This is a genomic window from Yoonia sp., from assembly GCF_030731595.1.
Taxonomy (GTDB): Bacteria; Pseudomonadota; Alphaproteobacteria; order Rhodobacterales; family Rhodobacteraceae; genus Yoonia.
Window position 1 is genome coordinate 1 of record NZ_JANQTS010000057.1, and the last position, 14615, is coordinate 14615.

At 58.2% G+C, this 14615-nt stretch carries 15 protein-coding genes; 9 read left to right on the top strand and 6 right to left on the bottom strand.

Annotation, left to right across the window (positions count from 1 at the left end):
• The 3 genes from NWQ23_RS05690 to dapD form a co-directional block, all read right to left on the bottom strand.
• On the bottom strand, positions 1–320 hold a 320-nt coding region (locus tag NWQ23_RS05690; protein ID WP_306165288.1), incomplete at its 3' end, for a hypothetical protein.
• On the bottom strand, positions 317–598 hold the full coding sequence (locus tag NWQ23_RS05695; protein WP_306165289.1) for a hypothetical protein: 282 nt from the start codon (positions 596–598) through the stop codon (positions 317–319). The genes NWQ23_RS05695 and NWQ23_RS05690, both read right to left, overlap by 4 nt.
• A gap of 1 nt (position 599) precedes the next feature.
• Positions 600–1427, bottom strand: a complete 828-nt coding sequence (gene dapD / locus NWQ23_RS05700; RefSeq protein ID WP_306165335.1) for a 2,3,4,5-tetrahydropyridine-2,6-dicarboxylate N-succinyltransferase — start codon at positions 1425–1427, stop codon at positions 600–602.
• Between the two features lie 174 nt (positions 1428–1601).
• Between dapD and NWQ23_RS05705 the strand changes: the two genes are divergently transcribed.
• Both NWQ23_RS05705 and NWQ23_RS05710 read left to right on the top strand, forming a co-directional pair.
• Entirely contained in the window at positions 1602–2447 is an 846-nt protein-coding gene (locus NWQ23_RS05705; protein ID WP_306165290.1) for a TIGR00730 family Rossman fold protein, read from the top strand.
• On the top strand, positions 2425–2934 hold the full coding sequence (locus tag NWQ23_RS05710) for a gluconokinase (RefSeq protein ID WP_306165291.1): 510 nt from the start codon (positions 2425–2427) through the stop codon (positions 2932–2934). The genes NWQ23_RS05705 and NWQ23_RS05710 overlap by 23 nt, the downstream gene beginning before the upstream one ends.
• On the opposite strand, the gene NWQ23_RS05715 is transcribed toward NWQ23_RS05710, so the two are convergent.
• Positions 2917–3960, bottom strand: coding sequence for a LacI family transcriptional regulator (locus NWQ23_RS05715; protein ID WP_306165292.1), 1044 nt, complete (start codon positions 3958–3960; stop codon positions 2917–2919). The two genes, NWQ23_RS05710 and NWQ23_RS05715, sit on opposite strands and share 18 nt — an antisense overlap.
• A 205-nt stretch (positions 3961–4165) precedes the next feature.
• Between NWQ23_RS05715 and NWQ23_RS05720 the strand changes: the two genes are divergently transcribed.
• The 7 genes from NWQ23_RS05720 (at position 4166) to NWQ23_RS05750 (ending at position 12654) form a co-directional block, all read left to right on the top strand.
• A complete protein-coding gene (locus tag NWQ23_RS05720; RefSeq protein ID WP_306165293.1) occupies positions 4166–5392 on the top strand; it encodes an ABC transporter substrate-binding protein in 1227 nt (408 codons plus the stop codon).
• A 104-nt stretch (positions 5393–5496) separates the two neighbouring features.
• Positions 5497–6423: a carbohydrate ABC transporter permease gene (locus tag NWQ23_RS05725; protein ID WP_306165294.1), complete on the top strand. Its 927-nt coding sequence runs from the start codon at positions 5497–5499 to the stop codon at positions 6421–6423.
• On the top strand, positions 6416–7312 hold the full coding sequence (locus NWQ23_RS05730) for a carbohydrate ABC transporter permease (RefSeq protein ID WP_306165295.1): 897 nt from the start codon (positions 6416–6418) through the stop codon (positions 7310–7312). Before NWQ23_RS05725 ends, NWQ23_RS05730 begins: the two co-directional genes overlap by 8 nt.
• On the top strand, positions 7309–8388 hold the full coding sequence (locus NWQ23_RS05735; protein WP_306165296.1) for an ABC transporter ATP-binding protein: 1080 nt from the start codon (positions 7309–7311) through the stop codon (positions 8386–8388). Before NWQ23_RS05730 ends, NWQ23_RS05735 begins: the two co-directional genes overlap by 4 nt.
• On the top strand, positions 8385–10760 hold the full coding sequence (locus tag NWQ23_RS05740; protein ID WP_306165297.1) for a glycoside hydrolase family 2 protein: 2376 nt from the start codon (positions 8385–8387) through the stop codon (positions 10758–10760). Before NWQ23_RS05735 ends, NWQ23_RS05740 begins: the two co-directional genes overlap by 4 nt.
• Before the next feature lie 12 nt (positions 10761–10772).
• Entirely contained in the window at positions 10773–11519 is a 747-nt protein-coding gene (locus NWQ23_RS05745) for a sugar phosphate isomerase/epimerase (RefSeq protein WP_306165298.1), read from the top strand.
• Positions 11520–11529: 10 nt separating this feature from the next.
• Positions 11530–12654, top strand: a complete 1125-nt coding sequence (locus NWQ23_RS05750) for a Gfo/Idh/MocA family protein (protein WP_306165299.1) — start codon at positions 11530–11532, stop codon at positions 12652–12654.
• Here NWQ23_RS05750 and rlmN read toward each other — a convergent pair.
• Positions 12651–13826 (bottom strand): 23S rRNA (adenine(2503)-C(2))-methyltransferase RlmN, encoded by a 1176-nt coding sequence (rlmN, locus tag NWQ23_RS05755; protein WP_306165300.1) that lies wholly within the window; start codon positions 13824–13826, stop codon positions 12651–12653. The two genes, NWQ23_RS05750 and rlmN, sit on opposite strands and share 4 nt — an antisense overlap.
• Before the next feature lie 131 nt (positions 13827–13957).
• Positions 13958–14488: an invasion associated locus B family protein gene (locus NWQ23_RS05760; RefSeq protein WP_306165301.1), complete on the bottom strand. Its 531-nt coding sequence runs from the start codon at positions 14486–14488 to the stop codon at positions 13958–13960.
• Positions 14489–14615 lie beyond the last annotated feature (127 nt).

Here is a 14615-nt window from a genome sequence, read left to right on the forward strand (position 1 = left end):
TCGAAGAACGGTGTCATCTGCGCCACGATGACGCTGTTTTCTTCCAGGGCGCGGGCCATCAGTGCCTTTTCTTCATCCGAGATATCATGTCCTTCGGCCAGCCGTTCTTCCAGCGTGCCGTAGCCTGACACATCCAGCGGGGCGAGATCGGCCTGTTTGAGGATCGCGACCGTTTCGCGGACCGCTTCGGCCTCGTCGATGCCGCTGGAATAGCACATCAGCGCCGCTCCGGTCGCACCCTCTGGCAGACCGTCGCCGGGGTTCCGGCCGACTTCGACCAATAGTGTAAACACCTTCTGGCGACTTTCTTTCTTGGTCATTTGGTGTCTTTCTCTTCCCAGCGCGACCGCACCGCCCAGATTGTCGAAACGATGATGACGATCTGCAAAGGCGCGTAAATCAGGACCATCAGCAGCAAGATCCGCCAGAATAACGTCAGCCCCATGACGATGCTAAGCGAGACAGCAGGCAGGAACAGCATTGCCAGCAAAAGCGAGATCATCACCACATCAACGGCCACCGGCAGCCATGCAGCCTTGAAAGACGGGCGTATGCCCGCCTTGATCCGTTTGCGTGCAAGGATGCGGCTGATGATCACTTTAGTCGCGCAGCAGTTCGTTGATGCCGGTCTTGGAACGGGTGCGTTCATCCACCCGCTTGACGATGACCGCGCAGTACAGGCTGATGTTGTTCTTGGAGGGCATCGAGCCTGCGACAACGACGGAATAGGGCGGCACTTCGCCATACATGACTTCGCCGGTTTCGCGATCCACAATCTTGGTCGATTGGCCGATGAACACACCCATGCCAAGAACAGAGCCTTCGCGGATGATGCAGCCTTCGACAACCTCGGAGCGGGCACCGATAAAGCAGTTGTCCTCGATAATGGTGGGTCCGGCCTGCATGGGTTCCAGCACGCCGCCGATACCGACGCCGCCGGACAAGTGTACGTTCTTGCCGATCTGGGCGCAGGACCCGACAGTGGCCCAGCCATCGACCATGGAACCCTCATCAACATAAGCGCCCAAGTTCACGAAAGACGGCATCAGGACCACGCCTTTGCCGATAAAGGCCGAGCGGCGCACGATGGAGCCGGGCACGGCGCGAAAGCCTGCCTCGCGCCATTGGTTTTCGCCCCAACCGTCGAATTTCGAGGGCACCTTGTCCCACCAGGTCGATCCGCCATTGCCACCGGAAATCGGCTCCATGTCGTTCAGGCGGAAGGACAACAGGACCGCTTTCTTGGCCCATTGGTTCACATGCCATGACCCGTCATCCAGTTTCTGCGCCACGCGCAAACTGCCACTATCCAGCGCGTTCAGCGTGTCTTCAATCGCCTCGCGTACCTCACCTTTGGTGGCGGGGGTGATCGTGTCGCGGGCGTCCCACGCGGCTTCAATCGCGGTCTCGAGGGCGGCAGTGTTGATGGTCATGCAAGGATCCTTTCGCTGTCTGCGCCATCCCATAAGAAACATCAGGTCAATTGGCAATGCAGACATGGGTTCCTGGTCCGCTGCGCAACAGGATCAAATGCGTGTATTTCCTTTGCATCCGCGCCCACATCAGGCAGGTTGCAAGTTCAACAACGCAGGGCCCGAGACATGAAAGACGACCGCACCCATCCGCTTCGCGACAGCCATCAGGATATCGAAGAGGTCAAACGCATCCCCGACACACCGCAGACGCGGGCCCCGTCTTATGCGCTGGCTTTTGCGGATGATGACTTCATGTGCCGCGAAGAATTGCGGCCCGTGCGGTTGCAGTTGGAGTTGCTCAAGCCCGACATGCTGATGAAGGAAGCAGGGGTCAAATCGACGATCGTGCTGTTTGGCGGTGCGCGTATCCCGGAGCCTGCCAAGAAAGACAGCGCGCGCACGCAAACCCTCGCCGATCTGTCGCAATACTATGAAGAAGCCCGCCGGTTCGCGCAGATGATCACCGCACAATCTCTTGCCACGGGAGGGACCGAAAATGTGATCGTCACAGGCGGCGGACCCGGCGTGATGGAAGCGGGCAATCGCGGTGCCGCGGAAGCGGGCGGGCGGTCAATCGGGCTTAATATCGTGCTGCCGCATGAACAGGCGCCGAACGCTTATGTCACGCCAGAGCTGTGCTTCAACTTCCACTACTTCGCGATCCGCAAGATGCATTTCCTGATGCGCGCTTCGGCGGTCTGCATCTTTCCAGGTGGTTTTGGCACGTTGGATGAAATGTTCGAGGCGCTGACCCTGATCCAGACCGGACGGATGGAGCAGGTCCCGTTCCTGCTGTTCGGGCGGGCGTTTTGGGAAAAGATCATCAACTGGGATGCTCTGGCCGAAGCGGGCACAATTTCGGCCGATGATCTGCGACTGTTCCGATTTGTCGAAACTGCCGAAGAAGCGATGGGCGCGATGGAAGACTGGGAAGGCAAAGGCGTCAAGCGTGGCGCAATTCCGGGCAGATAACATGCACCCTGCGATCATGGTGATGGGCGTGTCGGGCTGCGGCAAATCGACGATTGGCGCAGCACTGGCAAACGCGCTGGGCGGGGTATTTCTGGACGGGGACGACTATCACCCCCAAAGCAACGTAGACCACATGGCAGCGGGTAGGCCCCTGACGGACGCCATGCGCTGGCCTTGGCTGGATACGCTAGCCGCCGCTGTGAATGAAGAACGGGTCACAGCGATCACGGTCTTTGCCTGCTCTGCCTTGCGCAAAAGCTACCGAGACCATCTGCGGGCGGCGATTCCGGACCTTCAGGTCGTGTATTTGGACGCGCCCCGCGACATTGTTGCGGCACGGCTTGCCAAACGCAGGGGGCACTACATGCCGGCGTCCTTGCTCGACAGCCAGTTCGCTATATTGGAGGTGCCTGCCAACCCAACGGCGACTGTCTCGATCAACCAAAAGGTGACGGAGATCGTGGAACAGCTAAGGGGTGTCGTCTGACGGCACTTCAAGTCCCTGCATCGGGGCTTCTTCGGGTTTGCGGATCGCTTGAATGGCGGCTCTGGCCAGAAAATCGCCCGCTGTGTTCACCTGCTCTGCCAGCGTCAGAATATCGGCGCGGAAAAATTTGAGAAACGGCATCGCTTCTTTGGCGAAGACGTCAATCTGCTGGCCGACTTGCGCGCCATGCTGCTCTAATCCAGCGACTGCGGCCATCGCAGAGGATGTCGAGGCGGTGACAATCGCATCAATCTCGGGGTGGGCACGGAGCGTTTCGCGCACGAAACCGACCACCTCGGCACTCGCTGCATCGCTCGTGATGCCGTCCGCAATCGTGATGTTGACACCCTTTTCGGCACCGGTTTCGGTCACACCCGCAATCATATGCAGGGCGTAACTCTGGGTCTGCGGCGGGGCGATGACGAAAATATTCTTCCGGCCACGCGCTGCAAGCTGCTTGATGGCCAGACTGCCAAAGGCCTTGTTGTCATAATCATAATAGGGGTGACGGTCCGACCAGTTTGTTCGCCCATGCGTCGCAAAGGGAAAATTGCGTTCCATCAGATAGGCCACACGCGGGTCCTCTGGCTTGATCTGGTTCATGATGATGGCATCCGCCGATCCGGTTTCGACGATATAACGGACAGGTTCCATCGGGTCTTGGTCGGGAAAGAAGGGGGTCACGATCAAATGGAACGGGGTATCGCGCAAGCCACCGGCGACAGATGCAATCAGGCGGGCTGTATGGCTCATCAGGTCATGTTCGGTGGACATCACCAGACTGATCACATTGGTCCGCCCTGTCCGCAGCCGGACACCGGCACGGTTTGGCACATAGCCGATTTCATTTGCGATCTTGCGGATCAGCTTTTTCGTTTCGTTGCCGATGTCGGGCGCATCGTTCAGCGCGCGTGACACGGTGGGGACCGCCAAGCCGCTGATGCGTGCAATTGTTTTCAACGTCGGCTTGCCACCGGAAGACAGACCTGCCGCCGCAGTCTTTGGCTGACTTTCGCTTTGCGGCATTTTCAAAGGTCTCCTTTTGCATGGCTAGGTTAGGCCGGATTTCATCCCAAGACCAGACAGGCAGTCTTGCAAAAACAGCATCACAACAAAGCCTTAGCGCGTCGCTTCGCGGGTTACCCAAATACTGGCTGAATTTGTCTTGCGAGGTCAATCTAAATCGATATAGGCTCTACTACAACGATTTAGAACCAGGGAGGAGAGAATCGTGAAACTGACAACAAAGCTACTCGCGGCGACAGCCATCATGAGCGCTTCGGCCGTATCGGCCGTTGAACTTGAAGTGACGCACTGGTGGACATCGGGCGGTGAAGCCGCTGCCGTGTCCAAATTTGCCGAAGCCTGGAACGCCACAGGCAACACTTGGATTGATGGCGCGATTGCAGGCTCAGGTGGCACGGCGCGCCCGATCATCATCAGCCGTATTCTGGGCGGTGATCCGATGGCCGCAACCCAGTTGAACCATGGTCGCCAAGCCGAAGAGCTGATCGAGGCGGGCCTGATGCTTGACCTGACCGATGTCGCCGAAGCGGGCGGCTGGAAAGATATCGTCAACCCTTCTTCTTTGTTGGACAGTTGCACACTTGATGGCCGCATTTACTGCGTGCCGGTCAATATCCACTCTGCCCAGTGGTTGTGGCTGAGCCATGACGCCTATGAGAAAGCAGGCGTTCCGGTTCCGACAAACTGGAACGAATTCGTGGCTTCTGCCCCCGCGCTTGAAGCCGCAGGTCTTGTCCCTCTCGCGATGGGTCAGCAGGGCTGGCAGCAGAACCTTGCCTTTGGCGCGATCACGATCGCCGTGGCCGGTCTGGATGCATGGCGCGATGTGACCGTGAACAAGAACGCCGATACGGCACGGGGTCCGGAATACACAGCCGTGTTCCAAGCTGTTGCTGATGCGCGCGAACTGGCGCGCGGCTCTAACGTGCAGGATTGGAACCAGGCGACCAATATGGTCATCACCGGCATGGCTGGCGCACAGCTGATGGGTGACTGGGCGCAGGGTGAATTCTCTGTCGCGCAACAGGTCGAAGGTCAGGATTACTCTTGCCTGCCAGGTCTGGGTCTGAATGCGATCCTTGATACCGGTGGCGACGCCTTCTACTTCCCCGTCAATGACGATCCTGAAATCACGGCCGCCCAGAAAGAACTGGCCGCGCTGCTGATCTCTCCGGAAGTGCAGGTCTCTTTCAACCTTGCAAAAGGTTCACTGCCTGTGCGCGGAGACATCGACATGGCAGCGGCCAACGGCTGCATGCAAAAGGGCCTCGGCATTCTGGCTGACGGTGGCATCCTGCCATCGGGCGACCAGTCGCTTTCGGCTGACACGCAGACCCAGATCGAGGACCTGATGGCCGAGTTCTGGTCCGGCGACATGCCTGCCGCAGAAGCGCAAGCGCGCTATGCCGACCTGATCGCAGCGGCTGACTAAGGTTACCTCCCAGATGGCCTGCCTGATGCGTCAGGTGGGCCGTTTGGATTCGGATTAAGGTCTGCGTCACGTCAGGCCAATTAGCCAAACAGGGGGAAACCACCATGTCAGTGGTTGAACAAACAGGCGGCCAAAGAGCCGCCAAAGCGCGCAAGCCGATGCGCCTTTTCCGCAATCCTATGGCGAAAATCGCGTCGATCCCGATGATCCTGACGGCGATGGTTGTCTTTGTCGGCGGAACACTCTGGACCGTAGTCCACTCATTTACCGACTCGCGGCTTTTGCCCCGCTTGAACTGGGTTGGGCTGGATCAGTACGAGCGGCTTTGGGACACACCGCGCTGGTTGATCTCGATCTCCAACCTCGCGCTTTATGGGGTCTGTTCGCTGGTTCTGACCCTGACGATCGGTTTCGTGCTTGCCGCACTCCTTGATCGCAAGATCAGGTTCGAGAGTGCCTTTCGCACGATTTTCCTTTATCCCTTTGCGCTGTCCTTCGTCGTGACAGGCATCGCGTGGCAATGGATCCTGAACCCTGATTTCGGGTTGCAATCCTTGGTGCAGGGCTGGGGCTGGGAAAGCTTTGCCTTTGACCCGCTTAATGACCCCGACACTGTCATGTTCGGCCTGCTGATCGCGGGGATATGGCAAGGATCGGGCCTGATCATGTGCATCATGCTTGCAGGTTTGCGCGGCATTGACGAAGACATCTGGAAAGCTGCCCGCGTTGATGGGATCGGCACAGTCAAGACCTATATCCGGATCATCATCCCGATGATGCGCCCCGTTTTCATCACGGCGCTGGTGCTGATCGCGTCCGGGATCATCAAGCTTTACGATCTTGTCGTGGCTCAAACAAACGGCGGGCCGGGCATCAGTTCCGAAGTGCCTGCCAAATACGTCATCGAATATATGTTCCGCGCCCAGAACCTTGGCCAAGGTTTCGCGGCCTCCACCATGATGCTTGTCTCTGTGATCATCATCCTGATCCCTTGGGCCTACCTTGAATTCGGAGGCAAAAAGAATGGCTGATCTGACAATGACTGGCCCACGCGGCCCCAAACCAAAAAAGCGGTTCAGCCGCGCCAATATCTTTCTTTATGGCACGCTGATCGTTGTCAGCATGTACTATCTGCTGCCGCTTTATGTGATGGTCGTGACCTCGCTCAAGGGGATGCCGGAAATCCGCATGGGCAATGTTTTTGGCCCGCCCTTGGAAATCACGTTCGAGCCTTGGGTGAAAGCCTGGTCAGAGGCCTGCACAGGCGTGAACTGTGATGGGCTGTCGCGGGGTTTTTGGAACTCTGTGCAAATTCTGATTCCTTCGGTCGTGCTGTCCATCGCCATTGCATCGGTGAATGGCTACGCGCTGTCCAACTGGAAATTCAAAGGGTCCGAGGTCTTCTTTACCATCCTGATCCTTGGGGCCTTCATTCCCTACCAGACGATGATCTATCCCATCGTGATCCTGCTGCGCGAGATTGGCCTGATGGGTGATCTGGGGGGGCTGGTTCTGGTCCATACGATCTTTGGGATGCCGATCCTGACGCTGCTGTTCCGGAATTATTTTGCCTCTGTGCCAGAAGAATTGTTCAAGGCGGCACGGGTCGACGGGGCAGGGTTCTGGCGGATCTATTTCCAGATCATGTTGCCTATGGCACTGCCGATCTTTGTGGTGGCGATCATTCTACAGGTGACGGGCATCTGGAACGATTTTCTGTTCGGGGTGATCTACACCAAACCGGCCACCTATCCGATGACGGTGCAGCTGAATAACATCGTCAACTCGGTTCAGGGGATCAAGGAATACAACGTCAATATGGCGGCCACACTTCTCACCGGCCTTGTGCCACTTGTCATCTACTTCGCTTCCGGGAAACTCTTCGTCCGTGGCATCGCAGCAGGAGCCGTTAAAGGATGAGCTATTCCGTCGAAATCAAACAACTCGATCTCTCATTCGGGGCGGTCAAAGTCCTGCGAAACCTTGATCTGAACATCAACGAAGGCGAATTCCTTGTGCTGCTTGGCTCGTCAGGCTGCGGCAAGTCTACCTTGTTGAATTGCATTGCCGGATTGCTTGAAGTCACCGACGGTCAGATTTTCATCAAGGGCAAGAACGTGACATGGGCCGAACCGTCCGAGCGGGGGATCGGCATGGTGTTCCAGTCCTATGCGCTTTACCCGCAGATGACGGTGAAGGGGAACCTGTCTTTCGGCCTCAAGAACGCCAGACTGCCCAAAGACGAGATTGAAGCGCGGGTGGCACGCGCGGCTGAAATCCTGCAAATCGGGCCACTGCTGGATCGCAAACCGGGTGCCTTGTCGGGTGGTCAGCGGCAGCGCGTCGCCATCGGGCGGGCCTTGGTGCGGGATGTGGACGTCTTTTTGTTCGACGAACCATTGTCCAACCTTGATGCCAAACTGCGCGTTGATCTGCGTGTCGAACTCAAGCGCCTGCACAACCAGCTTAAGAACACGATGATCTATGTGACCCACGATCAGGTCGAGGCGATGACATTGGCTGACCGGATCGCGGTGATGAAAGGCGGGGCGATCATGCAGTTGGGCAGCCCTGACGAAATCTATAACAAACCGCGCAACCTCTATGTGGCTGACTTCATCGGCAGCCCCTCGATGAACTTCCTTGAAGGGCATCTGGAAGCGGGGGTTTTCAAGGTCGATGACATGGCCATGCCGATGACGGGCTATGAATTTGCCGCACCGCAAACCGCTGACCGGCCTGCGGTGATCGGTATCCGTCCCGAACATATCGTCACGGGGGAATTGGTGCGCAATGCGCCGCTGCAATACCACGTCGATGTCGATCTGGTGGAACCGATGGGGTCGGACACGCTTGTCTACGCCAAACTGGGCGATCATCTTTTCCGCATCCGGATGGATGGGCAGGCCACAGTTAAGGCCGGGCAAACCATTGAGATCGGGATCGATCCGTCCCGCGCATCGCTTTTCGACAAAGCAACCGAGGACCGTCTGTGACACCCATAGGTCTGGCAGGTGAATGGTCTCTGTCCGACGCCAGCGGGGACTATGCCTGCGCGATGCATCTACCCACAGACGGGATAAGTGCCCTGTATGATGCCGGCCTGATCCCTGACCCGTATTGGGGCCGAAACGAATATGATTTGCGCTGGATCGCAGAGCGGGAATGGCGGGCGACCCGCCAGTTTGATCTGACCCAGACCGCAGTCGATCTGGTCTTGTCAGGTGTCGACACGGTTGTGACGGTCATGGTGAACGGGCAGGTGGTGCTGACCTGTGAAAACGCGTTTCGAAGCTACCGCGTGGACCTGTCAAAAGTGGCCAGGGTCGGTACCAACGAGATTACGGTGATTTTCCGTTCCTCCATCACTGTCGCCGCCGAAAAACAGGCAGCGCACCCGTTCTATCTGCCCTATCAGAAAACCAACAATCCGATCCCCAATGTGAATATGCTGCGCAAACCCCAGTGCGATTACGGCTGGGACTGGAATATCGCGCTTGCGCCTTTCGGTATCTACGGCGTGATGCAGATCGAACCCAGTGCCGCGCCGCGCATCGACCGGATCACAGTCAACCAGACCCACCATAAGGATCGTGTCGAACTGGCGATCACTGTCGCCGTCAGCAATTACGAGGGCGAGGCGGCTGTCACGATTGATGGGCAGACGGTGTATGGACAGGTTCTGTACGGTTCCTGTACGGCTTCTTTTCAGATAAAGGCCCCCAAACTCTGGTGGCCCGCAGGACAAGGCGATCAGCCGCTTTACGCGCTCGAGGTATCCGTCGCATCGGCAAAGGCCACGCGCCGCATCGGTTTGCGCAAGGCGGAGCTGGTGACCGAAAAAGACGCCGCTGGCCTTGGGTTCAAATTCCGCATCAACGACCGCGATATCTTTGCCAAGGGCGCCAACTGGATCCCTGCTGATGCGCTAGCCGGACAGATCACACCCGCCAAGACCCGCGATTTGTTGCAGTCCGCCGTAGATGCCAACATGAACATGATCCGCGTCTGGGGCGGGGGCCGGTACGAGGATGACTGGTTCTACGACCTCTGCGATGAACTTGGGCTGATGGTCTGGCAGGACTTTATGTTCGCCTGCAACATCTACCCCTCTGACGATGCCTATCTGGCCGAAGTGCGCGCAGAAGTCATTGAAAACGTGGATCGTTTGCAGCATCACGCCTGTCTGGTGCTGTGGTGTGGCGACAATGAATTGATCGGCTCGCTGTCGTGGTTCGAAGAAACCCGCGCCGACCGCGACCGCTATCTTGTGAACTACGATCGCCTGAACCGCTGCATCGAGGCTGCTCTGAAAGAGGCTGACCCCAAGGCCATCTGGTGGCCCTCATCCCCCTCACCGGGGCCGATGAGTTTTGGCGATGCATGGCACGATGATGGATCGGGCGATATGCATTTCTGGTCGGTCTGGCACGAAGGGCGCGACTTTGATCATTACCGCGATGTGTCACCCCGTTTCTGTTCAGAGTTCGGCTTTCAAAGCTATCCGTCGATGAACGCAATCCGGCGCTTTGCGGCACCCGAGGACCAGAACATCGCGGCCCCCGTGCTGGAAAGCCATCAGAAGAACGCAGGTGGCAATGCACGGATTGCCGAAACCATGTTCCGCTATTTCCGCTGGCCGAAGCACTTTGACGACTTTGTTTACCTGTCTCAGGTCCAGCAGGGGCTGGCAATCAAGACGGCGGTCACCCACTGGCGCAGTCTCAAGCCGCATTGCATGGGCACGTTGATCTGGCAGCTGAATGATACTTGGCCGGTGTGTTCTTGGGCGTCACTGAACCACGGAGGCGACTGGAAGCTGCTGCACCACATGGCCAAAGACTTCTTTGCGCCTGTGCTGGTGACAGCGGTACCAAAGGACACACAAATCCAACTGCGTGCGATCAACGACACCCCCGGCGTCCATGATGTCACGGTCTGCGCCGTCGCTCTGCGTATGGACGGCACGATCAGACCACTGGGTGAGGCGACCCAACAGATCGGGGCAGATGCCGAAATGCTTTTGACCATCCCGGCCGATGCGGTGAACGCGGACGAAATGCTCCACTATACCTGGACCACATCAGGCGGACATGCAGGCCAGGATACATTCGCGCCAAGGCCCTACAAGAACTACAACCTGCTGCCACCGCGACTGACCCACTCGATCAACGGCAACCGGATCACAATCACCGCCAAATCGCTCGCCCTTTTCGTAGCCGTCGAGGCCGATGTGCCTGGCCGCTTTGATCAAAACGCCCTCACCTTATTGCCGGGCCAAGACGTGACCGTGACCTTCACGCCAGCAACCGCCGATGCCACGCCAACCTTTGTGCTGCGCGATTTGCACAGCGCCACTTACGCCTAGAAGGACCGCAAGATGACCCATATTTCTTATCAGCTTTATTGTTCACGCAATCACCCGCCGCTGGCTGGCACGCTAAAAATGCTTGCCGAGGCAGGCTATCAGGAAGTCGAAGGATATGGCGGTCTCTTCGGTGATCTGGATGCGCTTAAGGCGGGTCTTGACGCCACAGGGCTGCGGATGACCAGCAGCCATTTTGCCCTTGATATGGTCGAGGATGATCCGGCGGCTGCAATTGCCATCATCAAGGCGCTCGGGATCGAAAAAGCCTTCGTGCCCTATATCATGCCAGAGATGCGCCCGACCGATACGACAGGCTGGATCGCCTTTGGCAAGCGGTTGGCCGAGGCGGGCAAGCCGCTGCGCGATGCAGGCATTCCCTTTGGCTGGCACAACCATGCGTTCGAGTTCGACGCGACCGAAACGGGCGAGATGCCGCTTGATCTGATCGCCGCCGCCTCGGACGATCTGCTGCTCGAACTTGATCTGGGCTGGGTCCGTGTCGCGGGTCATGATCCGGTCGCTTGGATCAAGAAATACGCGGGCCGGATCAGCACGGTCCATGTCAAGGACATCGCCCCAGACGGGCAATGCACCGACGAAGACGGCTGGGCCGACGTGGGCCACGGTATCATGGAGTGGCCAGCCATCCATGCCGCGCTGCAAGCGGCAGGCGTTGATCACTACGTGGTCGAACACGACAACCCCAAAGATGACAGACGGTTTGCGACCCGCAGCCTTGCCGCCATCCAGAATTTCTAAGGAACGCAACATGACACAGCTTGGCGTCGGCATCATCGGATGCGGCAACATCTCAACGGCCTATTGCACGCTGGCCCCGATGTTCAAATCGCTCGCGCTACGGGCGGTCGCGGACATCAACATGGACGCCGCCCGCGCGCGTGCGGCCGCGTTTGGCTTGCGGGCCGATACGGTCGAAGACCTGCTCAAAGCGCCCGACATTGATGTGATCGTGAACCTGACCATCCCCGAAGTGCATTTCGCAGTCACCAAACGCATTCTTGAGGCGGGCAAACACGCCTATTCCGAAAAGCCGCTTGTGCTGACATTGGCCGAAGGCGAAGAACTGCGTGAACTGGCAGCGGCCAAGGGCCTTGCGATCGGATCCGCACCCGATACATTTCTGGGTGGCGCGCATCAGCAAGCGCGCGCTGCGATAGATGCGGGCGATGTGGGCAAGATCATCGGGGGGACCTGCCACGTGATGGGCCACGGTATGGAAGCCTGGCACCCCAATCCGGACTTTTTCTATCAACCGGGGGCCGGACCGATCCTTGATATCGGCCCCTATTACGTGACCAACCTGATCCAGTTGCTTGGCCCCGTGAGATCGGTTGCGGCTTTGGCCACAGCGACCTTTGCCACGCGCACAATCGGCAATGGCGCGCGTTTGGGTGAAACCGTGCCGGTGGACACGCCCACCAACATCCACGCGCTGCTGGAATTCGCCAATGGCGCCACTGTGACCTTGGGGGCCAGTTGGGACGTTTGGGCGCATCGTCATGCCAATATGGAACTTTACGGCGAGACCGGATCGCTTTTCGTGCCGGACCCGAACTTTTTCGGAGGCGCGGTCGAGATTGGCGGGCAAGACAAGGAGATCACCGCACTTCCCGCATGGGATCACCCCTTTGGCGTGCCCAACCAGGAAGATCGGGCCAACTATCGTTGCGCGGGGCTTGCAGATATGGCGGCAGCGATCGCCGAAGGCCGTGCGCACCGGTGCAGCATCGACCTTGCGGTGCATGCTGTCGACGTGATGACCAGTATCCTTAAGGCAGGCGAAGAACGACGGTTTGTAGACTTGACCACAAGCTGTGATCGCCCTGCGCCGCTCTCGCCGGATGAAGCGCGCGCATTGCTGGCCCCTGTCTAAAGGCCAGTTTCTTGCGCGATCTGCGCCTTGCTCTTGCGGGCGCGTTCGGTCGCTGACTTGAGCTGGCCACAGGCCGCCATGATATCCTCTCCGCGCGGTGTGCGGATGGGCGAGGCATAGCCTGCCTTGTAGATGATATCGGCAAACGCGCGGATGCGGTTGTTAGAGGACCGCCTGTAGGGTGCGCCGGGCCATTCGTTAAACGGGATCAGGTTGATCTTCGCCGGGATACCGTCAATCAGTTTGATCAGGCGGCGGGCATCGGCATCGCTGTCGTTCACGCCGTCCAGCATGACATATTCAAAGGTGATCCGCTCAGAATTGCTGACCTTGGGATAGGTGCGCAGCGCATCAAGCAGTTCTGCGATGGGCCAGCGTTTGTTGATCGGTACCAGCGTATCGCGGACCTCATCGGTCGTCGCGTGGAATGAAATCGCCAACTGGCAACCGATCTCTTGGGCGGTGCGGGCAATTTCAGGGACCACACCGCTGGTGGACAGAGTGATGCGGCGGCGGGACAGTTGGATACCATCAGGGTCCATGGCGATCTTCATCGCGTCACGGACATTTTCGAAATTATAAAGCGGCTCGCCCATACCCATCAGCACGATATTGGACAGCAGCCGCGTTTCATCCTTGGGCGCACCGGGAACAGGCCATTCACCCAGATCATCGCGGGCGACCATGACTTGCCCGATGATTTCACCGGCGGTCAGATTGCGCACCAGCTTCTGCGTGCCGGTATGGCAGAACGAACAGGTGAGCGTACAGCCGACCTGGCTTGAAATGCACAGCGTGCCGCGGTCGGTTTCGGGGATATAGACCACCTCGACCTCATGCCCGCCAGCAATACGGACCAGATATTTGCGGGTGCCATCCTCGGATACCTGACGGGTCACAACCTCGGGGATCGCCACAACAAAGTTTTCAGCCAGCATCACGCGATAGTCTTTGGCCAGATTGGTCATCTGCGCAAAATCACGCACGCCCCAGTGATAAATCCACTGCCAGATCTGGCCCACCCGCATCTTGGCCTGCTTTTCCGGCGTGCCCGCGGCAATCAAGGCGTCGCGCATGGCGTCACGGGTCAGGCCGACAAGGTTTGTCGGACCATCGGGCAGCTTGCGCGGAATAGTCAGCACGTCCTGCGTGATCGGGGCCTTGGTGTCCATGGGATTACTCTCAAAACGGGATTAGCCCTGCATATAAGAGAAAGACGCGGCCTTCACAAGAAAACCGCGTCCAACTTCTTTCGAGCCCAAATATCCCCGCCGGAGGCCTGATCAAATTTCTTGAAATTTGGTCATCCCGCGCAGCGGTTGGCCGCCTCGTCAACTGCGGCGGTAAAGCCCAGCAGGCTGAAGGTATCTTGCGTTTGTGTGCCACGTCCCGAACGCGCCGTTAGCACAGCATTCGCGCCGCGCTTCATAGCCGCAACGAATTTGGCGTCGTCCTCTGCGGTCGCGGGCCAAGCGGTTTCACCTTGGGTGAACATCTGGAAAGTGGTGTCTCCAACCTGGAAACTGACAGTCGAACCATCCGCAAAAGGATACCCGCCGGTAAACATCACCTGACCATTCACGTTCTCTGAAGGGCGATAGAACACGATCAGCCGGATATCGCCGCGCCGCACGTCCACTGTATTCCCGTCGCGCGTATTCAGCGTCTCTTTCGGGGCCGACACAGCCCAGCACTCAGCCGGGTTGGACTCAACAAACACACTCCAGTCCGTTTCCGCCGACACACGGTTGTCGCTGACCTCTTGCGCCATTGCCGTACCCGCAAAGACCACAGCCGCTGCCACACCAATCATACGTGAAATTTTTAAAATCATCTTACAGCCTCCAAGCTGTCCTTGCCTCTGGATGCCCCCTACAGCCTTGGTGCATCTCACGGCACCTTTTCGACTGGCGAGACTTGTTTCAACTCGATAGCTTGCAGCCTAGCAAAAAACCGCCCTT